We start from the raw sequence: 22,967 nt of genomic DNA, 5'->3' as shown, positions 1-22,967 counted from the left end.
CTTTGAAGCACGCCACAAAAAAAGCACCCACTAGGGTGCTTTTTTAGCATTTAGTGCGACGGACTGACTACTGTTGCAGTTCTTGTTCAGTGAACAAATCTGCGAACAATGCCGTGCTTAAATAGCGCTCACCTGAGGACGGAAGAATAACCACAATTGTTTTATCAGTAAAGCCATCTTCTTCAGAAAGCTTGACCGCTGCCGCAACGGCTGCACCAGAAGAAATACCGGCTAAAATACCTTCTTCGTCCATCAAACGGCGAGCCATAGAGATAGCCTCGTCATTGGTGACTAGTGCCACACGGTCAACCAGGCTCAGATCGAGGTTGCCGGGAATGAAGCCAGCGCCGATACCCTGAATTTTGTGTGGCCCTGGTTTGATTTCCTGACCCGCCAATGCCTGAGTAATTACCGGAGAATCTGTTGGTTCAACCGCCACCGTGGTAATTGCTTTGCCTTTGGTATTTTTAATGTAGCGACTGACACCGGTCAGGGTACCACCAGTACCGACACCCGCAATAAAGACGTCGACTTCGCCATCAGTATCTTCCCAGATTTCTGGGCCAGTGGTTTTTTCGTGAATTTCTGGGTTCGCTGGGTTGCTGAATTGCTGCAAAATAAGATAGCGGTCTGGATCGGTTGCTTGAATTTCTTCTGCTTTAGCAATAGCCCCTTTCATCCCTTTGGCGCCTTCGGTTAGCACCAAGTTAGCGCCCAGAGCTTTGAGCAGTTTACGGCGCTCAATGCTCATAGTTTCGGGCATAGTCAGAGTTAATTTATAACCGCGCGCGGCGGCAACAAATGCTAATGCAATACCGGTATTACCACTGGTCGGTTCTACCAGTTCTTTGTCTTTGGTCAGAATGCCACGATTTTCCGCGTCCCAAATCATATTGGCGCCGATACGGCATTTAACACTGAAACTTGGATTGCGTGACTCAACCTTCGCCAAAATGCGCCCGTTACCGATACGGTTCAGACGAACCAGCGGCGTATGGCCGATTGTTAAAGAGTTGTCTTCATATATCTTGCTCATAGCCCGTCCTTTAACTCTATGAAAATGTAGGAATCGTTCAAAGCATACGCTAACAGTATGGCTATGGAAGTAAGGAATTGGTATATCGATATGTTATTAGGAAATAAGTTTTAATCCCAATAACTTTTAATCTCAGTAAATCACTTTTAATCTCGGTAACAGGGGCGCGGCCAGCACGCCCCTGCAAAATTATCGTGATGGTTGAACGAATTGGTCGCGGTAACGCTCAACCCACATTGCTGTGGCACCACAGACCGCTACTGGCATAATCACCAGATTAAGGAAGGGAATCATAGTGAATAAACTCACTAAAGCACCAAATTGCAGGTTATCGACCTTATTTTGACGCAAAGCACTGCGCATATGCTGAAAACTCACTTTATGGTTATCAAACGGATAATCACAATATTGTATAGACAGCATCCAAGCGCTAAACAGGAACCACAGAACCGGGGCGAGGGTTTGGCCGATGCCGGGAATGAAGTACAGCAGTAATAGCACCAAAGCCCGTGGCAAGTAATAGGCTAATTTACGCCATTCACGCGCCATAATCCGTGGCAGATCTTTCACGATACCCATAATACCCGTGTCCGGCAGCGGCTTACCGGTCAGGCTGGCTTCTAACTGTTCGGCCAACAAACCGTTAAAGGGGGCCGCAATAAAATTGGCTAGGGTACTAAACAGATAGCTGAACACCAGCAGCACTGAAATCACCATTACAGGCCACAGTAGGTAACTGAGCCACTGCAACCAGTCAGGGACATAACTCATCAATTGGGGAACCCAGTCACCTATCCGATTGAATAGCCACCAAAAAGCTCCTCCCATCAGCATAATATTCACCAATAAGGGCAAAATCACGAATCGCCGGATACCCGGACGGGAAATTAACTGCCATCCTTGGGCAAAATAATGGATACCACTGACCTTTTTTACTGCTTTTTGCGTATACGTCATGCCATTCAGTTCTCTATAAGCTTGTTGACCGGTGTATCATATCGGTATGATTTCCCACTGCATAGTCACATATTGTGCGAAAAATAAGCAAAACATCTAGCATAATCATCTTTCTTTGAAGAAAATTGAGCACGGACTTGCACTTGTGTACGTTGGGAAATAGAGTTAAAGGGTGAATGTTTGCCGCGGTGGCAATGTATTGGAACAACAGAGATAGTAATGATGCAGGATTTGCGTCTGATATTAATCGTTGTTGGCGCGATCGCCATAATAGCGTTGTTATTGCATGGTTTATGGACCAGCCGTAAAGAACGCTCATCAATTTTTCGCGATCGCCCAGTTAAACGTCCGAAACAAGAACGAGTTGAAACCCCGATCGAGACTCTCGATGAAGGGGTGGGAGAAGTGCGCGTCCGCACGGCTCATCCACAAGAGAAGCCTTCGTTTAATCATCTTGATGAGGACGACGATGAACTGCCGGTGATTCAGCATACTGAACCCAAGCCGGTGCAGGTTAAGGCGGAGCCTCGCCAAAAACCTTTTGCTTCTGTTCAAACAGACTATGACGACCCTCTTTTGGGTGGGCTGTCTGCTGAGCAACCACCGCATGAATCACAGCGTGATCCTTTGTTTGGCTCGGTTGAGGAGCATGACTCACAACCGCGTCACGCAGAACCACACTCTGTGGATGCCGCTCGGGTGACTCCGCAACCTGTGGAATCACAACCAGAGCCTGTTGCTCCTGCTCCCGAAGTGAAACCGCAAAAGTTGAAAGAAACCGTTTTGGTGCTGCATGTTGCGGCTCATCATGGGGGTGCTCTGGGGGGCGAAGTGCTACTACAAAGTGTGCTTCAGTCTGGTTTCCAGTTTGGTGAAATGGGGATTTTCCATCGCCATCTTAGCCCAGCCGGCAGTGGCCCCGTATTATTCAGCTTGGCAAATATGGTGAAACCGGGTTCTTTTGACCCTGACACTATGTCTGACTTCTCAACGCCGGGTGTCTCCATGTTTATGATGGTGCCGTCTTATGGCGATGCGCATCAAAACTTTAAGCTGATGCTGCAATCAGCCCAACGTATTGCTGATGATGTCGGCGGTGTGGTGTTGGATGATGAGCGCCGCATGATGACCCCGCAAAAACTGGAAACGTACAAGGCCCGCATCCGTGAAGTATTGGATGCAAACGCAACCGCCTGATAACGTTGCCGCGCAATGAATCGAATTAACCCGAACCCCCGCATGCCGGGGGTTTTTTATCTTTGATGGTGAGCCATGGAATCGATAATTCAGCAAATTAATCAACTAAGAACCTCATTGCGCCATCACGAGCATCAATACCATGTGCTGGATGCGCCAGAGATCCCTGATGCTGAATACGACCGCCTGATGCAGCAATTGCGCGATTTGGAAGCACAACATCCTGAACTGATTACCAATGACTCACCGACTCAACGGGTGGGGGCGGCGCCGCTTGATGCATTTGAGCAGGTTAAACATGAAGTCCCGATGCTCTCTCTCGATAATGTCTTTGATGAAGAAAGTTATTTGGCTTTCGACAAACGGGTGCATGACCGGCTGAAAAGCGCGGAGCCGCTGACATTCTGCTGTGAATTGAAGCTTGATGGTTTAGCCGTGAGTCTATTGTATGAAGAGGGCGAACTGGTGCGGGCAGCAACTCGTGGTGATGGCACGACCGGTGAAAATATTACTGCCAATGTGCGCACTATCCGTGCTATTCCGCTGCGTTTACAAGGGGATAATATCCCGCGTCGGGTTGAAGTTCGTGGCGAAGTCTTTATGCCACAGGCCGGTTTCGAGCAACTGAATGACGAGGCGCGCCGCAAAGGGGGCAAAATTTTTGCCAACCCGCGTAATGCTGCTGCCGGTTCACTACGCCAGCTTGACCCGCGTATCACCGCTAAACGGCCCTTAACTTTCTTCTGCTATGGCGTGGGTTTATTGGAGGGTGGTGAACTTCCCCGCAGTCATATTCAGCGTCTGATGCAATTTAAACACTGGGGCTTACCGGTCAGTAACCGAGTCAAATTATGCACCGGCAGTGAGCAGGTGATTACTTTCTATCGCCAGGTTGAGCAAGACCGCGCCGGTTTAGGTTTTGATATTGATGGCGTGGTCATTAAAGTTGATTCACTTGACTTGCAAGAACAGCTGGGCTTTGTTGCGCGCGCGCCGCGCTGGGCCACTGCATTTAAATTCCCGGCACAAGAGCAGATAACTCAGGTTCGTGAAGTGGAGTTTCAGGTGGGGCGCACCGGGGCGATTACCCCGGTCGCTCGTCTGGAACCCGTGCAAGTGGCTGGTGTCATTGTCAGCAATGCCACTTTGCATAATGCCGATGAAATCGAGCGCTTAGGCTTACGCATTGGCGACACCGTGATTGTCCGCCGTGCCGGAGATGTGATTCCGCAGGTGGTGGGCGTAGTGATGGAGCAGCGCCCGCAGGATGCCAAAGAGATCACTTTCCCTGAACACTGTCCGGTGTGCGGCTCGGATATCGAGCGGGTGGAAGGCGAAGCGGTCGCCCGCTGTACCGGTGGGTTATTCTGTGCGGCGCAGCGCAAAGAGGCGTTGAAGCATTTTGTTTCTCGTCGGGCGCTGGATGTCGAAGGCATGGGTGACAAAATTATCGAGCAACTGGTGGAAAAACAGTATGTTGAGAACCCTGCTGATTTATTCACCCTGACCGCGGGCAAGCTCACCGGTCTCGATCGGATGGGGCCGAAGTCGGCACAAAATCTGATTGCGGCGCTAGAAAAAGCGAAACAGACCACTTTTGCGCGTTTCCTCTATGCTTTGGGTATTCGCGAAGTCGGTGAGGCGACCGCAGCTAACTTAGCGGCCCATTTCCGTAACCTGACTAATCTGCGTGCGGCCGATATTGAAGCATTAAAAAGTGTGCCGGATGTGGGTGAAATAGTGGCCAAACATGTACTGAACTTCCTCGGTGAAGAACACAATCAGAAAGTGATCGAAGCGCTGGAAAAAGTGATCAGTTGGCCAGAACCTCAACAAATTATTGCCGAAGAGATTGACAGTCCATTTGCCGGTAAAACCGTGGTGCTGACTGGCTCGCTGACCATTCTCTCACGGGACGAAGCGAAAGATCGTTTGACTGCTTTAGGGGCAAAAGTGAGTGGCAGTGTTTCCAAGAAAACGGATCTGGTGATTGCGGGTGAAGCCGCCGGTTCAAAATTGGTGAAAGCACAGGAGCTGGGGATTACGGTTATCGATGAAGCGGAAATGATCCGTTTGCTCGGTGAATAATCTCACTGTTGGAGGGACATGTGGAAAAAGAAAATCTAGTTGAGATCGCCAATACCCGTATGCCCTTCGGCAAATATCAGGGGCGGGTATTGATCGATCTTCCGGAAGAGTACCTACTTTGGTTTGCGCGCAAAGGTGAGTTTCCTCACGGCAAGCTGGGTATGCTGATGGAGATGACTCTGGCCATCAAGATTGAAGGGCTGGATAGTTTAGTTAAGCCACTTACCCTTCGTCCTTGAAGCTACTGCGGCGTTAGTGGCACTCACTCACCCGAATCACTGATTGGTATCAGCTCATCGGGGTTTGCTCACTTGCTGCCTTGCCGTAACACCAATGACCTTGGGTACATAATGACCTTGGGTATATATTGTACTTAGATATGGCGATAGACGGATTCCCGTCATCGCCATCATATTGTTTTATAAGGTATAAAAGTCATTAAATATAAACGTCAATCTGGTTTTGTGCCGAAGGGCGGTTGACGCCATCACCGGCCGGTGCGCTGACAGTATTGTTGTCCCCTTCTTTGGTTTTTTCCGCCTCTTTGGCTTGAATACGCGCAACTTCAGCTTGTAGTGCGGCAATTTGACTCTGAATTTGCTGTTGCTGCTTTTGCAACTCATCAGCAGTCAAATCAGAATCTTTTAAAGTGCTCAACTTCTCAGTCAGTTTTTGGATCTCTTGATTAATAGATTTAATCTGTGCGGCACTACTGTTGTCTGATGAGCTGCTACTGCTACTGCTTGTGCTTACGGAGACTGATGCTGTAGAGATGGTATTCGACATCATTATTCCTTGAGATAACGTGAGTGGAGTAATGCTTATCGACGAAGGGATATTAACCTTTAATTTCTGAGAGCGGTTTTACACAATCTTATCACTTGGTTTTTTTTTGAGCGCCAATGTGCGTTCTGTGTGGCTAAACGACCAAACGTAATTCAGGCCAATGTTGTTGCCAACCTTTACTATTAACTCGCTGATAGTAAGTCTCGATTTCACCATTTTTGCTGTTCAGCGTAATAGTTTTACTAAACAAAGCATCCAAACTGAACGGGGTGACCAGCTCAATATCGCCATTTTCTTTAAGGCTGGCACCAATGGCCGTCTCCACTTCAACCCAATAGCTGATGGCATCTTCGGTGCTGGTGTAAGGTTGGCGTCCACTGCGTCGGTGCATTCTAGCTTGATTTTTGACTGACCACGGGAATGATTGACGCCGTGCCGCTGTGGTGTGATTAAGTTGCTCTTCGAGCTGTAAATCATGCTGTTCGCGGGTGTTTTGCGCATCGAAATAGACTAAGTCAATATCATTCAGTGGAGTAGGGGAAGGGTGTCCATGCAGCTTATCCCACACGAGATTACGGACAAATCCTGCGGCCAGGCACCACTGGTTTAACCGGAGTTCACGGGCAAAAGATAAAGCTTGCATCCGATAGGGGTCCGCACGTAACCATTCAATGATTTGCTGCCGTTGGTTCATCAGTAATTTCCTTTGTAATCAATGTATTTTAAGAAAAAACAGGTTTGGATAAAACAGGATAACAGTGCGGAATGATAAATTGGAGAATAGCGAGAGCAAAGCTTAGAAAGCAAAAAACCGGCCATAGGCCGGTCTTTTAAAGAGTGGTGGAGCTAGACGGGATCGAACCGTCGACCTCTTGCATGCCATGCAAGCGCTCTCCCAGCTGAGCTATAGCCCCACAAATGTGGTTGTTCGTACTGAATTATATGCCACCCACTTATCAAGTTTGAAAATTTATCAAACAAGAAATTTGGTGGAGCTAGACGGGATCGAACCGTCGACCTCTTGCATGCCATGCAAGCGCTCTCCCAGCTGAGCTATAGCCCCAATGCGCACATAATAAATTGTGTGAACGGGGCGCATGATATGAAACCCCTGAAACAGTGTCAACGGCTAATTCGATTTCTGGCGCCAAGCGCTGAAAAAGCCGCCAAATCAGTGAGCAAACAGCATAAAAAAGGCGACTTTAATTAGCCGCCTGATAAATATACTCGATTTTATTGCTGAGCTTCACGTTCGCTAATAAAGGCCAGAGCTTTATCAATACGTGCTAGCGAGCGAGCCTGCCCGATAGCATGCACAGTCACATCCATACCCGGTGATTGGCCTGCGCCAGTGACAGCAACGCGCAGCGGCATGCCAACTTTGCCCATACCTACACCCAGCTCATCAGCGGTGCCCTGAATGGCATTGTGAACGTTTTCAGTCGTCCATTCGGTGATAGCAGCAAGTTTGGCTTTAACCGCTTCCAGCGGCTGGCGGGCCACCGGGCGCAAATGTTTTTTCGCCGCGTCTGCATCGAACTCGTCAAACTCTTCATAGAAGTAACGGCAAGATTCGGCCATTTCTTTCAATGTTTTACAGCGCTCGCCCAGCAGTTTAACTATCTCGGCTAACTCAGGACCATTGCGCGTATCAATACCCAACTGCTCAACTTGCCATGACAAGTGAACTGCAACCTGTTCTGGCGGCAAGCTATTGATATAGTGATGATTCAACCATTGCAGTTTTTCAGTATTGAAAGCACTGGCAGATTTGCTGACTGCGTCCAGTGTGAATAACTCGGTCATTTCAGCAACAGAGAAAATTTCCTGATCACCATGAGACCAGCCCAGGCGAACCAGATAGTTCAACAGCGCTTCGGGCAAATAGCCATCATCGCGGTATTGCATCACACCGACCGCGCCATGGCGCTTAGACAGCTTTTTGCCGTCATCACCCAGAATCATTGAAACGTGAGCATATTCAGGAACTGGCGCGCCCAATGCTTTCAGAATATTAATCTGGCGCGGGGTATTGTTGATATGGTCTTCACCACGGATAACATGGGTGATTTCCATATCCCAGTCATCAACCACGACGCAGAAGTTATACGTCGGCGAACCATCGGTACGGCGGATGATTAAATCATCCAGCTCTTGGTTGCTGAATTCGATTGGGCCACGGATTTTATCATCGAAAATAACGGAGCCTTCCTGCGGGTTACGAAAACGCACCACAGAAGGTTCGTCAGCACCATGGGGGCATTGGCTATCACGGCAGCGGCCATCATAGCGGGGCTTCTCACCATTGGCCATTTGGGCTTCGCGCAATTCATCCAGACGTTCTCTGGAGCAATAGCATCTATATGCAGTGCCGTTTTCCAACATTTGGTCAATAACGGCATTGTAGCGATCGAAACGTTTGGTTTGGAAATACGGGCCTTCATCCCAATCCAGATTCAGCCAGTTCATACCGTCCATAATGGCGTCGATGGCTTCCTGAGTTGAGCGCTCAAGATCGGTATCTTCAATACGCAAAACAAATTCACCACCAAAGTGGCGAGTGAACAACCAGGAATACAGTGCGGTACGTGCGCCACCGACGTGAAGATAGCCGGTAGGACTGGGTGCAAAACGGGTTTTGATTTTCATTAGATTCGATGCCTTATTACGCTACGCCGACCAGCACAAGCTGGTTGTTGCTCGAAATTCGAAAAAGTAGGCGACATTCTACCACCCTGAGACAATTCCTCAACGATGTTACCGGTATGCCAAGGTTCATAACGGCGATAAATATCGCATCCTGTTTAAATTTGCGGCGAACGATTGTTTTCGTTTTAAAAACCGTTGACTCACTTCGAACTATCCCTATAATGCGACTCCAACAACACGGCGGGGCGATTAGCTCAGTTGGTAGAGCATCTCCTTTACACGGAGGGGGTCATCAGTTCGAATCTGGTATCGCCCACCAAACTCGACGTGTTATAAAGTAAACGAAATACAAAGCATTAAATGAGATAGATGAGGGCGATTAGCTCAGTTGGTAGAGCATCTCCTTTACACGGAGGGGGTCATCAGTTCGAATCTGGTATCGCCCACCACTCATCGCTCATTGTTTTGAAGCAGTGTTTCGAAGTATCAAGTAGTAGAAGTGGGCGATTAGCTCAGTTGGTAGAGCATCTCCTTTACACGGAGGGGGTCATCAGTTCGAATCTGGTATCGCCCACCACTTCTATACTTTCAGCATTATATAATGGGTCGTTAGCTCAGTTGGTAGAGCAGTTGACTTTTAATCAATTGGTCGCAGGTTCGAATCCCGCACGACCCACCATTATATCAAGTATCCCAGTTACTCCCCCAAACTCAGAAATACCATATTGCGCAGCATCGTGTGGGTGAGACCCTGCGTTCAGGTTCGAGCCGAGCGCAGCGAGACAGCAACGCGCAGCGTTGACCCGAAGGGCGAGTCCGCAGGACGAGTCATCCCGCACGACCCACCATTATATCAAGTATCCCAGTTACTCCCCCAAACTCAGAAATACCATATTGCGCAGCATCGTGTGGGTGAGAGCCTGCATTCAGGTTCGAGCCGAGCGCAGCGAGACAGCAACGCGCAGCGTTGACCCGAAGGGCGAGTCCGCAGGACGAGTCATCCCGCACGACCCACCATTATATCAAGTATCCCAGTTACTCTCCTCAACGCCCAAATGACATTCTCATGGGCCTGCTTTGATCTGCTCATATCTTCAGCCTGTTAACTTCCTAATCATCATCACGCATGTAAATACTTCAGCAGCGAATTACAGACATAAAAAAAGGCGCCGTAGCGCCTCTTTAGAGATTTTTTTCTGATAGTTAGAGTACCAGGCCCGCGATAGACGCAGACAGCACACTGACCAGCGTAGAACCGTACAGCAGCTTCAAGCCAAAACGAGAAACGACATTACCTTGATGTTCATTCAGGCCTTTAATCGCACCGGCGACGATACCGATAGACGAAAAGTTAGCGAATGAAACCAGGAATACAGACAGAATACCCACACTGCGTGGTGACAATTCTGATGCCACTTTCTGCAAGTCCATCATGGCCACAAATTCGTTAGAAACCAGTTTGGTTGCCATAATGCCACCAACTTGCAAGGCTTCATGCGCAGGAATGCCCATTACCCAAGCAAACGGGAAGAAGACATAACCCAAAATACCTTGGAAACTAATACCAAACAGCAGGCTAAACAGAGCATTCATAGCAGCAATCAATGCAATGAAACCAATCAACATTGCTGCCACGATAATGGCGACTTTGAAACCGGCCAGAATGTATTCACCCAGCATTTCAAAGAAGCTTTGACCTTCATGCAAGTTGCTCAGCTGTAACTCTTCTTCATCTTCAGCTTTATACGGGTTGATTAGTGACAACACGATAAAGGTGCTGAACATGTTAAGCACCAGCGCTGCGACCACGAATTTCGCGTCCAGCATTGACATATAAGCACCGACAATCGACATAGAAACTGTCGACATTGCCGTTGCTGCCATGGTGTACATGCGTTTTTCAGACATTTTGCCTAAAATATCTTTATAGGCGATGAAGTTTTCAGACTGGCCCAGAATCAGTGAACTGACTGCGTTGAATGATTCCAGCTTACCCATGCCGTTAACTTTGGACAATAAAGTCCCAATAATACGAATCACGACGGGCAGAACTTTAATGTATTGCAGAATACCAATCAAAGCAGAAATAAAGACGATAGGGCACAGCACTCTCAGGAAGAAGAATGCGAGGCCTTTATCCCCCATGTTGCCGAAGACAAAATCGGTGCCGGTAGCAGCGAACCCCAGTAATTTATCGAAGAAGCCCGCGAATCCTTTCACAAAACCTAATCCAACTTCTGAATGGAGGAAGAAGTACGCCAGCAACACTTCAATAACCAATAATTGAACAACAAACCGAATGCGGATGCTTTTGCGATCCTTACAGATCACCAGAGCTAATATGGCCACTACGACTAAGGCCAACGCAAACTGTAGAATATGGGACATGTGTGCTCCAAATTAGAGGCAGGCTAGGTTTTGGTGGACATTTTATGTAACGGCTACATTAAAAACGAGATGCAGTCCGCAAATATAGAAATTCACTTTCATTAATGCAAACAAATTAGCGGGGTTGATCACAAAAAATAGGATGTTAATAATATGCTACAGAAATAGTGTAAATATGCTAGTTTGAACAATTGTAGTGATCGAGCTCGGAAATTGCGATGCCGTATTTAACACCATTTTTCAGAAACCAAGCACGGCCGCTTACTGCACGGTAGATTATGCGGTATTAGCTATCAGAGAGATAAGTTTCACCTCTCTAAATGCGCTTGATAATTATTATCATTTAGATATTATTAGTGAGAAGAAAGTAGCCGTAAATTTCCAAGGGTAATACTGAATGTTGAATAGCCGTGCTGTCGATACACCTCGTCGCAACTCAAGGAGGATAAAACTCTCCCTGATGGGGCCTGCCTTTATTGCTGCCATTGCCTATATCGACCCCGGTAACTTTGCAACTAACATTCAGGCCGGAGCCAGCTTTGGCTATACCCTCCTGTGGGTTGTGGTATGGGCCAATGTCATGGCGATGTTAGTCCAACTGCTCTCAGCAAAACTAGGGATCGCAACCGGTAAGAATCTGGCGGAGCATATCCGTGATCGTTTCCCGCGCCCAGTGGTATGGGCTTACTGGGTGCAGGCTGAGATTATCGTGATGGCTACAGACTTGGCCGAGTTTATCGGGGCCGCTATTGGCTTCAAATTGCTACTGGGCGTAACGCTTCTACAAGGCGCGGTACTGACCGGCATCGCCACTTTCCTTATTCTTATGCTGCAAAATCGCGGGCAAAAGCCAATCGAAATGGTGATTGGTGGGCTGCTATTATTTGTCGCGGCATCTTATATTGTTGAACTGATTTTCTCTCAGCCCGAACTGGCGGCTCTGGGGCGCGGGATGATTATTCCGAGCTTGCCTAACAGTAACGCGGTGTTTTTAGCCGCCGGGGTTCTGGGGGCGACCATTATGCCGCACGTCATTTACCTGCATTCAGCATTAACACAGACGGAAGGTAAAGAATCCAAAACTGAGCGCTACGCTTCAACCAAATTTGATGTGGCGATTGCCATGACGATTGCGGGTTTTGTGAATTTGGCCATGATGGCAACCGCTGCTGCGGCTTTTCATTTCAATGGCTATCAACATGTTGCCGAAATCGAAGAGGCCTATTTGACCTTGCAACCCCTGTTAGGCAATGCTGCCGCCACGGTTTTCGGCTTGAGCTTGGTGGCCGCAGGCTTGTCGTCGACAGTGGTGGGCACTATGGCTGGGCAAGTGGTAATGCAGGGATTTGTGCACTTTTATATTCCCATGTGGCTACGTCGCGCGATCACCATGTTGCCGTCTTTTATTGTCATTATGATCGGGATGGACGCGACTAAAATACTGGTGATGAGCCAAGTTTTACTGAGCTTTGGCATTGCATTGGCACTGGTACCGTTATTGGTCTTCACCGGCAATAAAGAATTGATGGGGGAGTTGGTTGATAAAAAGTTGACTCAGATTTTGGGTAAATTAGTTGTCTTGTGCGTGATTGGATTAAATGGCTATCTGCTGGTGAGCCTGCTTTAAGTCTATCCGTCAGGCGGGTTAAAAATATAAACCCGTCTGAGAGACCGCATGAGCATTAGTCATGATGGTGATGATCGCGCCCTTGGTTTCGATGATGTTTTTTGCCGCGGTTGTCATGATGTTTGTCATATTTCCAGTAGCGCCCTTCGCGGTAATAATAGTTCTTTTTCCACCAATCTCTATCTTGCCAGCGGTGACCATCCCAGTAATGGCCATGACGATTACGCTCACCTAAATCTCGCCCTTGATGATTTTGCCACCATTGGCGGTCGCGCCAGTCATAACCATCCCAATAATTACCACTGCGATCTTGTTCGCCAATGTGTAAAGAAATACTGGGCAGCAACTCAATGCTTTCGGCATTCGCCATGGGGATAAGAGGGAACCAGGCTAATATTGTTATCAGCAACAGGGGCCTTATTCTTCTTGGCCTCACAATACTCAGCTTTAACATTGTTGATTTAAATATGGCCGTCTTTAACATTATTTATCCTTGTCTTGCCTTATAGGCTATGGCGTTATCTTAAACAGGAAGTCAGCCGCTGAGGTTCGGATAAAACTGTAAAATACGGATTTAGGATTTATCTGTGGGGGTAATTAAGCGGGGTGCAGGGGGCACAACCCCCTGTTTAGTGATTAAAAAGAGAACGTTTACACTAAAATATCTTCAATAGCTTTTATTTCTGCGTCACTGAATTCGGTATTTGCCAACATGCCGACGGCATCATCAATTTGGCTGATTTTACTGGCCCCAATCAATGCTGATGTCACTCGCCCGCCACGTAATACCCAAGCTAAGGACATTTGCGATAGCTTCTGCCCGCGATCAAGCGCCAGTTCATTTAATTGGCGAACCTTAGCCAGTTTCTCCGCTGAAAGCTGTTCAGGATTCAGGAACTTACTGTCACTGGCTGCCCGCGAATCTAATGGAATTCCTGCCAGATAGCGGTCAGTTAATAAGCCGCCTGCCAATGGCGAAAAAGCAATAGATCCCACACCATATTCATCCAGCGTATCTTGTAGCTCGGCTTCAATCCAGCGCTCAAACATAGAATATTTCGGTTGGTGAATCAGGCAAGGAGTGCCGAGCTGCGCGAGAATTTCACAGGCTTGACGCGCTTGTGCAGCAGGGTAGTTCGACAAACCGATATACAGTGCTTTGCCTTGGCGCACTAGTAAATCCAGCGCCGCCATGGTCTCTTCCAGCGGGGTATTAGGGTCTGGGCGGTGATGATAAAAAATATCAACATAATCCAAACCCATGCGTTGCAAACTTTGATTAATGCTCGCGACCAGATATTTTTTGGATCCCCAATCCCCATAAGGGCCAGGCCACATGGTGTAGCCTGCTTTGGATGAGATAATCAGTTCATCGCGATAAGGGCGCAGGTCTTGTTGCAGGATCCGGCCGAAATTCAGTTCGGCTGAACCGGGAGGGGGGCCATAGTTATTGGCTAAATCAAAATGGGTAATGCCATGATCAAAAGCTCGATGAATCAGATTACGGCTATTTTCATACAGCGTGCTATCGCCAAAGTTATGCCATAGGCCAAGAGAAATAGCCGGGAGCATTAATCCACTACGGCCACAACGGTGATATTCCATCTCCTGATAGCGGGAGGAAGTTGCTTGATAGACCATGATGCCCCTTATTGATGAAAGTAAATGCCACCATAATGTATGCGTTTCCACTGATGGCGTAAGTTGGCAAGATCACAGAGTCGATTATTGATAATAGAATTTGATAACAAAATCGGTACAGGGAAAAGGGAATGTCAGCAAATAGTTACACTGTGCGAGTTAATTAATAATTTAAAAATATTAGATTTATTTATGCTTTGTTTAATACTTATTTCACACTATAAGTATTAAGGTTGTGATTGTTATGTCGAGCAACTATAAAGTCGCAGATTATTTACTGGATCGACTGGCACAAGTGGGTATCCGGCACCTGTTTGGTGTTCCAGGAGATTTTACTCTTCACTTTTTGGATCATGTTATTAGCCATCCCGGTATTGAATGGATGGGGTGCGCCAATGAGCTTAATGCGGCTTATGCTGCGGATGGGTATGCTCGTGTCATGCCTGCTGCTGCCTTACTGACCACGGTAGGCGTGGGGGAATTAAGTGCTATCAATGGTATTGCTGGCAGTTATGCTGAATATCTGCCAGTCATTCATATTGTTGGCACACCGGCGCTACGGGCGCAAAAGGCCGGAGAATTGCTACATCACTCATTCGGTGACGGCGATTTTAGCCATTTTTCGCGCATGGCGAAAGAAGTTAGCTGTGCACAAACCAGTTTGACGGCTGAAAATGCGGTGACCGAAATTGATCGCCTGCTGGTGGCTGCGCTATATCAGCGACGGCCGGTTTATCTCCAACTCCCTAGTGATGTGGCACAGACTGATGTGGTAACCCACCCGGAAGCTTTGGCTCTCTCCCAACCTATCTTGTCCCCCTCATCGTTGCAGGCGTTTATTGCTGCGGCCCGTGAGAAGTTACAGTCAGCACATCGGGTGGCGCTATTAGCCGATTTTCTAGCTGACCGATTTGGTGCCCGACAATCACTGAATAACTGGCTGGCGGCAGTGAATCTGCCACATTCGACATTACTGATGGGCAAAGGATTATTAGATGAAACACATCCACTGTTTCTTGGCACTTATGCCGGTGCGGTCAGTGACATTAAAGTCAAAGAGTGCATTGAAAACGCTGATGTTTTGGTGATGGTCGGGGTATGGTTTGTCGATACCATTACTGCCGGATTCAGCCAGCATATAATTCAAGATAACTGTATTGATATTCAGCCGGAACAGGTATGTATTGGGCGAAAAGTTTTCAGCCAAATCCCGATGGTGACTGCGGTGGAGGCGTTACATACATTGTGTCAATCATTGCAGAATGAATGGCAGCAACCCGTTATCACTCACCCCTCTACCACTCTCCCAACCTCAGAAATTGTGCCGCATGGTTGGCTTAATCAACAGGCATTTTGGTCTCACATCCAGTCGTTTTTACGGCCTGGCGATATCGTGGTGACAGATCAGGGCACTTCATGCTTTGGCGCGGCATCATTGAAGTTACCGTCCGGATGTACGTTTATAGCTCAATCATTGTGGGGCTCAATTGGTTTTAGTTTGCCAGCCGCTTATGGTGCTCAGCTGGCACAACCACAGCGGCGGGTGATATTGTTGGTGGGTGATGGCGCTGCTCAACTGACCATCCAAGAGTTAGGGTCAATGTTGCGCGACGGATTAACACCGATTATTTTTCTGCTTAACAACCAAGGATATACGGTAGAGCGCGCCATTCATGGGCCGCAACAGCGCTATAACGATATTGCCGAATGGGATTGGACGCAATTGCCGCAGGCACTGGCTTTGAATAAACCAAGTTTTAGCCGTCGAGTCACTCAGGTCGATCAATTACAACAGGTGCTGGCAGAACTCGAAAATTGCCAACAATTAGCTTTTATCGAGGTGGTATTGCCGCAAATGGATGCGCCTGAATTATTAATTAACATAGCTAAATCTCTTCAGACTCGTAATGCCGCTGTCTGACCTCACTGGCTGTTATTTGTCTTACCGGTCAATTGATCCAGCAACCAATAGCCTGCCGGCCCTGGTGGGCTTTTTTTCGACCAAACGGCATCAATTGAAATAGTTTTGGGCCAGCCAATGGTCGATAAAGCAACCAGTTTTTTACGACTATATTGTTTAACCAGCCAGCGCGGCAGAATAGCCCAACCGAAGCCTTGTTCTGCCATTTCCAGCAACATCAAATAACTCGGCGCTGACCACATTAGCCCTTGCGACTGATTGTGCTCGGTTCGGTTATAAGTATTCAGGCGAAGTTGTCGGGTGGTGGCTAATTGTTCGGGGTGGACATGGGGTAACTGCGCCAGCGGATGGTCGGGGTTGACAAAAATGGCCATTTCAGTCTGTGCGGGTAATCGGCTAGCGGCGATGTCGGGTGGATAATGATGCTGAACTTCCACGACGCCGATATGCGCCCGTCTGATTTGTAGCAAGTCAATTACATCGAAATCTTCGGCAATTAAACACTCAAACTCGATATCAGGATAACGCTGTTCAAAGCGGCGTAACAGACTTTCATGATGGGTCGGTTGATAGGTGTCAGACAATACAAACGTCAGCCGAGTCTCAACCTGGCCGGCCAAACGGATGGAAAGATTATCCAGCCGCTCACTGGCGGCCAGAATTTCCTGTGCATGGGCGAGTACACGGCGCCCATGGTCAGTCAATACGGGCAGACGGGCTTGCCGGTCAAACAATGTCAAACCCAGGTCCGCCTCCAAATTGGCAATAGCGGTGCTGATGGTCGACTGGCTTTTGCGCAGCTTGCGGGCTGCCGCTGAGAAAGAGCCCAGAGCGGCAGCTTCGACAAACGCAATCAATGATTCGGGAGAATAATACATAAAGTATCTATTTTATCGATGGTTTCTATTTTTAATCTATCTTAAAAATCGATGATAATCACCTTCGACAATCTGTTATTGATTAATTAAGTGGGTGTTTTATGCAAGTTCATCGCAAATCTTTATTTGAGCGCGTTATTCATGCTATCGGTTTTGAGGTCATTGCCGTTGCTATTTGTGCGCCAGTCGGGGCATGGTTACTCGATCGCTCCATATTACAAATGGGCACATTGGCCATTCTTCTTTCTTCAGTGGCGATGCTGTGGAATATTATTTACAACAGCTTGTTTGACACCTTCTGGCCGGTTAGTCGTGTCGCCAAGACCCTACGTGTGCGGGCACTCCATGCATTGGGCTTTGAAAGTGGGTTTATCTTGATCGGCTTGCCGATTGCGGCCGGTGTATTGGGGGTTTCTCTGTTACAGGCATTTATGCTGGAGGTGGGTTTCTTCCTGTTCTTCCTGCCTTACACCCTATTTTACAACTGGGCCTATGACAGTTTGCGGGGGCGAATTATTCGTTCACGGCAGCCCGTAGAACTCAAACCAGCTTCTGGCGAAGGGCGCGGTTCAAACTGATTTTGATTTATCCCCCATTGTTTTTTACCGTCAGCAGTAACAATTAGCCGCTGCTGAAACGTTTTTATGTGATCTTTATCCCAAAGCGAAACGGTTTCCAGTATTGAGATTGTTGTTTCTCCAGCCTGATTTTACAGTGAGCATAATTGAAGTTAAGAATATCTGTAACGGAGAAGTTTCTGATGACGAGCTATGCCCTGGTGGGTGATGTTGGCGGCACGAATGCCCGTTTGGCGCTTTGCGCTGTGGCGACGGGCGAAATATCACAAGCAAAAACATATTCAGGTTTAGATTACGACAGTCTGGAAGCTGTCATTACACAATATTTATCAGAGCATAAGGTCACTGTAGAGCATGGTTGTATCGCCATTGCTTGCCCGATTACTGGCGATTGGGTAGCCATGACCAATCACACGTGGGCATTCTCTATCGCCACAATGCAGCAAAATCTGGGGTTAAAGTACTTAGAAATCATCAATGATTTCACCGCGGTATCAATGGCGATCCCAATGCTGTCACCGCAGGATGTATTGCAATTTGGCGGCACATCGCCACAGCCGGGCAAACCGGTGGCGGTATACGGTGCTGGGACGGGGCTTGGGGTGGCGCATTTAGTGAATGTGGATAGCCGCTGGATAAGCTTGCCGGGTGAAGGCGGGCATGTGGATTTTGCACCGAATAGCGAAGAAGAAGACCGGATTCTGGCGGTATTGCGTCAGGAGCTGGGCCACGTTTCCGCTGAGAGGGTGCTTTCCGGGCCAGGACTGGTCAATTTATACCGGGCCATTGTGATTTCTGATGGCCGCCAGCCCGAGAATTTAGCCCCGAAAGATGTCACCGAACGCGCTCTGGCTGACAGTTGCACCGACTGCCGCCGCGCATTATCCCTGTTTTGCGTCATTATGGGGCGCTTTGGCGGCAACCTGGCTTTGAATCTCAGTACCTTTGGCGGTGTGTATATTGCAGGCGGTATTGTGCCGCGCTTTATGGAATTTTTTAAAGCTTCCGGTTTTCGCGGAGCTTTTGAAGACAAAGGCCGCTTCAAAGATTTCTTGCAGGATATTCCAGTCTATATGATTACTCATCAGCAACCCGGTTTGCTGGGCGCAGGGGCTTATTTGCGTCAGAAGTTAGGGCATACCCTGCATCCTTGATGCTGATAAAACAAAAAAGCAGAGTCACGGCTCTGCTTTTTTATGGCTAAACAAAATTGACTATCAAGCATGACTGTTGGCGGTGACCCCAGATGAAGCCGTTGATGTGTTTTCTGCCTCGGTAGCAGCCCCTTTCGGCGGCTTGATAATCAGGGTTAACAACAGAGAAACCACTGACATCACCGCAATGACGATAAAGGTCGCGTGATACCCACCCAAACGTGCCGCAATAAATGACCCCGCCAGTGCGCCTAAACCAAACCCTTGATAGATAATCCCGTAGTTTTTGCTGTGATTTTTCAAACCGAAAAAGTCGCCAACAATCGCCGGGAACACCGTGATATTGCCACCAAAACAGAAAGCAATAGCACCGACACACAAGAAGAACAGGGCGTGAGTCAGTGGGACAAAACTCAGCACAGATACCGCTAAGGTGGTCACCAGCAAGGTAAAGCTGATAACCCGCAGGCGGCCCACTTTATCGGATAGCGCCCCCAGAATAATACGCCCGGCGGTGTTAAAAATAGCGATGGCAGACACGGTATTGGCGGCGGTGACCAAATCCATCCCTGCCAGTTGCACGCCCAAATCTTTCACGATACCAATCAGATATAAACCACTCATACAGGCGGTGAAGAAGATGATAAACAAGAAGTAAGACTCTTTGACCGCCAGCATCTCTTTAACACTGAAGTCACGGCCCGCACGCGCAGATTGCAAGCCGGTAACTGCTTGTGGCGCGACGATTTTTTCTCGCAACAAGAAAGAACCGGCTCCAACCAAGACCATCACGATAATGCCCCAGTAGAAGAAAGCCAGCGAAACGCCCTGGTTGGCAATCAAACTGGCATTCACGTATTTGAACAACAGGCTACCGGTGCCAAATGCGCCGACAGAAATACCTGAAATCAACCCTTTACGTTCTGGGAACCATTTAATCAGATTCGACAGAGTGGTGATGTAGGCGGTGCCGTCAGCAAAGCCCACCACAATACCCGCCAGTAGATAAATCATCCCGAGCGAAGTGGCAAAAGAGCTGGCAATCAAACCCAAACCGAGGATGATGCCGGAAATCAGTGTCAGTTTACGGATGCCAATGCGTTCTTGCAGGCGTCCTGCAAATAACGTGGCGATAGCCAGAGAGAAACTGGTGATAGAGAAGGTGGTGGCAACAGCCCCCAATGACCAACTGAACTTTTCCCCTAGCGGCTGATTAAATAAGCTCCAAGTATAGATAGTGCCTAAACCCATCTGAACGATGATGGTACCAACCACAATTAGCCAACGATTTACCGGTTTACTGCTCATGCCGGACTCCTTAAACATCAATGCATACGGCCCGAATATGGCTATTGCTGGAGTTATAGCTGTGAGCAATAGCGTCGGAACCTAAAAATTACGCGCTGATGGAGCACCGAACATCTGGTATTTAGGTGTTATCAGCCCGCCGAATGAAACCAGTATACGGGCGGGCTAATAGCTATAGATCGAAAGGGGAATGAGCTGCATTCAGAGAGGAATGAAATGCATTTAAAGGCGCATCAGTTGCCTAAATTCTTTTATCTTGCTGCGGCTAACCGGGACTTCAAAGTCCAAATCACTGAGTCGCAGAATATAGGTATTGTTAAACCAAGGTACGATTTCGCGGATTTTGGCTAAATTCACACAATAAGAGCGGTGACAGCGGAAAAAGTACTCTTCGGGCAAGCGGCTGCAAAACTCGGTGATATTCATTGGCATAATGAATTCTGCGCGCCGCGTGTAAACCAGAGTCACCTTCTCCTGCGCCGCTGCATAATAAATATCATTGATATCCGTGACGATGATGCGCTCATCTTTCATCAGATTGATAGTATGAGCCGCAGGGCGGTGACTAGTGCTATTGGTTTGCTCTTTATTTTGGCGATCACGCTTATGAAGGGCTTCCAACTTTTGCAGCATAGTGACAATACGTGATTCGTGATAAGGCTTTAAAATATAGTCAAAAGCTTCAATTTCAAAGGCTTCTACTGCATGCTCTTTATAAGCCGTAATAAAGATAATGTAAGGTTTATGGGCGAATTTGCTGATGTTTTGCGCCAGTAGAACGCCATCTAACGATGGGATGTTAATGTCGAGAAAGATGGCGTCAACCTGATGATTTTGCAGGTATTTAAGCACATCCAATCCATCTTCAAAGGTGGCTTCGATAGTGATATTACTGTGCTGACGGATAAGGTAACTTAATTCTTCCTGAGCCAGAAACTCATCTTCGACAATAATTGCTTTCACGGATTAAACTCCGGCTGACATGCGGGGCTCTGCATGGACTTTACCGCCATTTTTGCTGATATAAAAAGAAATCTCAGTGCCCGGCTCCATTCGACGGATCTGCAAACCTTCGCCATAGAGTAATTTCACTCGATGATGGACATTCAGTAAACCGATTTTATTGCCGGGCATTTCATTATTAGCCACGCGTGCAATAGTCTCCTGATTAATTCCGTTGCCGGTGTCTTTCACCGAAATTTTTATCTGGTCGCCACTGTCTTTAACCGCGATCACCACCACCCCTTTACCACGGCATGGCTGAATACCATGCACGATAGCATTCTCCACCAGCGGCTGGATCAATAAGCTGGGGATTTTTAGCGCAATGTCATCATCAATATCATAAATCACCGTCAATTTACTGCCGAACCGCGCTTGTTCGATGGCGATATAGTCTTGAATTTGATGCAATTCTTTACGAATATCAATTTGTTCATCATTTAATTCAAGGTTATAGCGCAAATAGCGAGACAAATTAATGATCAATTGGCGCGCGGTATCTGGATTAATACGAATTGACGAGGAAATGGCATTTAACGCATTAAATAAAAAGTGTGGATTAATTTTACTTTGTAGCGCGCGCATTTCTGCTTTATTCGCCATTTCGCGCAGGTGTTCAATACGCGAAACTTCAATCTGGGTTGAGATAATTTGCGATAAACCCACTGCCATCACTTTGAGTGAGTAAGTGATTTTATGAGCATGGCAATAATAGATTTTCAGCGAACCCGTGACTTCGCCTTTTTCCCATAACGGGATAATAATTAGGGAATGAATTTGGGGAGTTCGGTGGGCTTCATCATTATTACGGATGGTGATTTTACCGCGCTGAATACTTTCTTTGGTGATATCGCTGATTGTTTCATGACCGATATTATAAGTTTCTACTCCGACACCGACATACGCCAAAATATGTTGAGTGTCAGTAATGGCGACGGCATCAGCTTTGATATCATTGCGAATAATTTCACATACACTGCGCAATGATTCGCCGTTGATATTGCGAAAATAGGGTAAGGTTTTATTCGCAATATCCAGCGCCAATTTTGCCTGTCGCGCAGCAATCACTTCTTTTTCATCCTCGACACTCTGCACCAGCAGCACAATTAACCCAATACAGACCGCCCCTAAAATCATCGGAATCGCGATTTTAGACACAATATCGATACCCAGTGTCGTCGGTTTGGCCCATATCACCACTAAGAGCATGGTCAGCGATTCACAAATCATACCGGCCAGAATGCCAATACTCCATTGGCGCTCTTTTTTGACTTTCAGGTTGATATAACCCGACATTAAACCCGCAATAATACTGGTAATTAAGCAGGGGACCGAGGTAATGCCATCAATATCAATTAAGTAGCGATGAGAACCCGCGATAAGCCCGGTAATAATTCCGACCCATGGGCCAAATAAAATACCGCCGGACATTACGGCAATGACCCGCACATTAACCAGAGAACCTTCAACGTTAATGCCGGAATAGGTGCCAAAAATAGCAAATAGCGAAAAGATCGCGGTGACGGCGGCTAATTCCAGCGGCGTGTGTTTCTCTTTTTGTAGTAACTGACGAAATAGGCGGGTGCGGGTCAGGAAGAACAAGCAAATTAACATCAGTGCGGCGCGATCAAATACCGCCAGTAGCATTTCAAATATCTGGTGCACACTATTTTCTCTTGGCAACATTTTCTGTTGGCATCAACCTGGGATCTGAGGGGCAAGAATCATCAGGTAGACCTTGAGGCGAATAAGCCGCT

The 22,967-nt window shown here is 47.6% G+C and carries 19 protein-coding genes, 6 tRNA genes and 2 other RNA genes; 13 read left to right on the top strand and 14 right to left on the bottom strand.

The window, feature by feature from the left end; translation table 11 throughout:
- Positions 1-67 precede the first annotated feature (67 nt).
- Together cysK and cysZ are read right to left on the bottom strand one after the other, a co-directional pair.
- On the bottom strand, positions 68-1,036 hold the full coding sequence (gene cysK / locus DX162_RS21705) for a cysteine synthase A (protein ID WP_004393589.1): 969 nt from the start codon (positions 1,034-1,036) through the stop codon (positions 68-70).
- Between the two features lie 189 nt (positions 1,037-1,225).
- Positions 1,226-1,993 carry a sulfate transporter CysZ gene (gene cysZ / locus DX162_RS21700; protein WP_098080941.1) on the bottom strand — a complete coding sequence of 256 codons (768 nt, stop codon included), beginning with the start codon at positions 1,991-1,993 and terminating at the stop codon, positions 1,226-1,228.
- A 219-nt stretch (positions 1,994-2,212) separates the two neighbouring features.
- Here cysZ and zipA point away from each other — a divergent pair, with 219 nt between their 5' ends.
- From zipA to DX162_RS21685, 3 genes are all read left to right on the top strand, one after another.
- A complete protein-coding gene (gene zipA, locus DX162_RS21695; protein ID WP_004393591.1) occupies positions 2,213-3,190 on the top strand; it encodes a cell division protein ZipA in 978 nt (325 codons plus the stop codon).
- 75 nt (positions 3,191-3,265) lie between these two features.
- The gene (gene ligA / locus DX162_RS21690) at positions 3,266-5,278 is read left to right on the top strand and encodes an NAD-dependent DNA ligase LigA (protein ID WP_004393592.1); all 2,013 of its coding nucleotides are present in this window, start codon (positions 3,266-3,268) and stop codon (positions 5,276-5,278) included.
- Positions 5,279-5,298: 20 nt separating this feature from the next.
- On the top strand, positions 5,299-5,517 hold the full coding sequence (locus tag DX162_RS21685; protein ID WP_004393593.1) for a DUF3820 family protein: 219 nt from the start codon (positions 5,299-5,301) through the stop codon (positions 5,515-5,517).
- 199 nt (positions 5,518-5,716) lie between these two features.
- Here DX162_RS21685 and DX162_RS21680 read toward each other — a convergent pair whose 3' ends face one another.
- The 5 genes from DX162_RS21680 to gltX all read right to left on the bottom strand — a co-directional run bounded on the left by DX162_RS21680 (position 5,717) and on the right by gltX (position 8,713).
- Positions 5,717-6,064 (bottom strand): FlxA-like family protein, encoded by a 348-nt coding sequence (locus DX162_RS21680; protein ID WP_032821294.1) that lies wholly within the window; start codon positions 6,062-6,064, stop codon positions 5,717-5,719.
- A gap of 133 nt (positions 6,065-6,197) precedes the next feature.
- A complete protein-coding gene (locus DX162_RS21675; protein WP_004393595.1) occupies positions 6,198-6,758 on the bottom strand; it encodes a nucleotidyltransferase family protein in 561 nt (186 codons plus the stop codon).
- A 144-nt stretch (positions 6,759-6,902) separates the two neighbouring features.
- Positions 6,903-6,978 (bottom strand) — tRNA-Ala (locus DX162_RS21670).
- A gap of 73 nt (positions 6,979-7,051) precedes the next feature.
- Positions 7,052-7,127: transfer RNA gene (locus DX162_RS21665), tRNA-Ala, on the bottom strand.
- 170 nt (positions 7,128-7,297) lie between these two features.
- Complete coding sequence (gltX, locus tag DX162_RS21655) at positions 7,298-8,713, bottom strand: glutamate--tRNA ligase (protein WP_004393658.1); 1,416 nt, start codon at positions 8,711-8,713, stop codon at positions 7,298-7,300.
- Positions 8,714-8,956: 243 nt separating this feature from the next.
- On the opposite strand from gltX, the gene DX162_RS21650 reads away from it, so the two are divergent.
- The 6 genes from DX162_RS21650 to DX162_RS21625 all read left to right on the top strand — a co-directional run bounded on the left by DX162_RS21650 (position 8,957) and on the right by DX162_RS21625 (position 9,730).
- Positions 8,957-9,032, top strand: a tRNA-Val gene (locus tag DX162_RS21650).
- A 54-nt stretch (positions 9,033-9,086) separates the two neighbouring features.
- Positions 9,087-9,162 (top strand) — tRNA-Val (locus DX162_RS21645).
- A 52-nt stretch (positions 9,163-9,214) separates the two neighbouring features.
- Positions 9,215-9,290 (top strand) — tRNA-Val (locus DX162_RS21640).
- 26 nt (positions 9,291-9,316) lie between these two features.
- Positions 9,317-9,392, top strand: a tRNA-Lys gene (locus DX162_RS21635).
- A 44-nt stretch (positions 9,393-9,436) separates the two neighbouring features.
- A non-coding RNA gene (locus DX162_RS21630) (RtT sRNA) lies at positions 9,437-9,561 on the top strand.
- Positions 9,562-9,605: 44 nt separating this feature from the next.
- Positions 9,606-9,730: non-coding RNA, RtT sRNA (locus DX162_RS21625), on the top strand.
- A 186-nt stretch (positions 9,731-9,916) separates the two neighbouring features.
- Here DX162_RS21625 and DX162_RS21620 read toward each other — a convergent pair.
- Positions 9,917-11,101 carry a NupC/NupG family nucleoside CNT transporter gene (locus DX162_RS21620; protein WP_032820482.1) on the bottom strand — a complete coding sequence of 395 codons (1,185 nt, stop codon included), beginning with the start codon at positions 11,099-11,101 and terminating at the stop codon, positions 9,917-9,919.
- Positions 11,102-11,498: 397 nt separating this feature from the next.
- On the opposite strand from DX162_RS21620, the gene DX162_RS21615 reads away from it, so the two are divergent.
- Positions 11,499-12,728 carry an Nramp family divalent metal transporter gene (locus tag DX162_RS21615; protein WP_032820485.1) on the top strand — a complete coding sequence of 410 codons (1,230 nt, stop codon included), beginning with the start codon at positions 11,499-11,501 and terminating at the stop codon, positions 12,726-12,728.
- Between the two features lie 55 nt (positions 12,729-12,783).
- Here the strand turns inward: DX162_RS21615 and DX162_RS21610 are convergent, their stop codons facing one another.
- Both DX162_RS21610 and DX162_RS21605 read right to left on the bottom strand, forming a co-directional pair.
- Positions 12,784-13,212, bottom strand: coding sequence for a DUF2502 domain-containing protein (locus DX162_RS21610; RefSeq protein WP_080548338.1), 429 nt, complete (start codon positions 13,210-13,212; stop codon positions 12,784-12,786).
- Between the two features lie 167 nt (positions 13,213-13,379).
- On the bottom strand, positions 13,380-14,369 hold the full coding sequence (locus DX162_RS21605; RefSeq protein WP_004391892.1) for an aldo/keto reductase: 990 nt from the start codon (positions 14,367-14,369) through the stop codon (positions 13,380-13,382).
- Positions 14,370-14,613: 244 nt separating this feature from the next.
- Here DX162_RS21605 and DX162_RS21600 point away from each other — a divergent pair, with 244 nt between their 5' ends.
- A complete protein-coding gene (locus tag DX162_RS21600) occupies positions 14,614-16,290 on the top strand; it encodes an alpha-keto acid decarboxylase family protein (protein WP_032820487.1) in 1,677 nt (558 codons plus the stop codon).
- Positions 16,291-16,292: 2 nt separating this feature from the next.
- Here DX162_RS21600 and DX162_RS21595 read toward each other — a convergent pair whose 3' ends face one another.
- Positions 16,293-17,168, bottom strand: a complete 876-nt coding sequence (locus DX162_RS21595) for a LysR family transcriptional regulator (protein WP_004391894.1) — start codon at positions 17,166-17,168, stop codon at positions 16,293-16,295.
- Positions 17,169-17,269: 101 nt separating this feature from the next.
- Here DX162_RS21595 and DX162_RS21590 point away from each other — a divergent pair, with 101 nt between their 5' ends.
- Both DX162_RS21590 and glk read left to right on the top strand, forming a co-directional pair.
- A complete protein-coding gene (locus tag DX162_RS21590; protein ID WP_004391895.1) occupies positions 17,270-17,746 on the top strand; it encodes a multidrug/biocide efflux PACE transporter in 477 nt (158 codons plus the stop codon).
- Positions 17,747-17,928: 182 nt separating this feature from the next.
- Positions 17,929-18,900 (top strand): glucokinase, encoded by a 972-nt coding sequence (gene glk / locus DX162_RS21585; RefSeq protein ID WP_004391896.1) that lies wholly within the window; start codon positions 17,929-17,931, stop codon positions 18,898-18,900.
- A 63-nt stretch (positions 18,901-18,963) separates the two neighbouring features.
- Here glk and DX162_RS21580 read toward each other — a convergent pair whose 3' ends face one another.
- From DX162_RS21580 to DX162_RS21570, 3 genes are all read right to left on the bottom strand, one after another.
- Positions 18,964-20,208 (bottom strand): L-lactate MFS transporter, encoded by a 1,245-nt coding sequence (locus DX162_RS21580; RefSeq protein ID WP_032820490.1) that lies wholly within the window; start codon positions 20,206-20,208, stop codon positions 18,964-18,966.
- A 222-nt stretch (positions 20,209-20,430) separates the two neighbouring features.
- Positions 20,431-21,171 carry a LytR/AlgR family response regulator transcription factor gene (locus tag DX162_RS21575; RefSeq protein WP_004391898.1) on the bottom strand — a complete coding sequence of 247 codons (741 nt, stop codon included), beginning with the start codon at positions 21,169-21,171 and terminating at the stop codon, positions 20,431-20,433.
- A gap of 3 nt (positions 21,172-21,174) precedes the next feature.
- Positions 21,175-22,875 (bottom strand): sensor histidine kinase, encoded by a 1,701-nt coding sequence (locus tag DX162_RS21570; RefSeq protein WP_032820491.1) that lies wholly within the window; start codon positions 22,873-22,875, stop codon positions 21,175-21,177.
- Positions 22,876-22,967 lie beyond the last annotated feature (92 nt).

It is taken from the genome of Yersinia kristensenii, from assembly GCF_900460525.1.
Classification (GTDB): domain Bacteria; phylum Pseudomonadota; class Gammaproteobacteria; order Enterobacterales; family Enterobacteriaceae; genus Yersinia; species Yersinia kristensenii.
The sequence above is the reverse complement of the archived record's forward strand: the minus strand, read 5'-3'. Positions and strand labels throughout refer to the sequence as shown.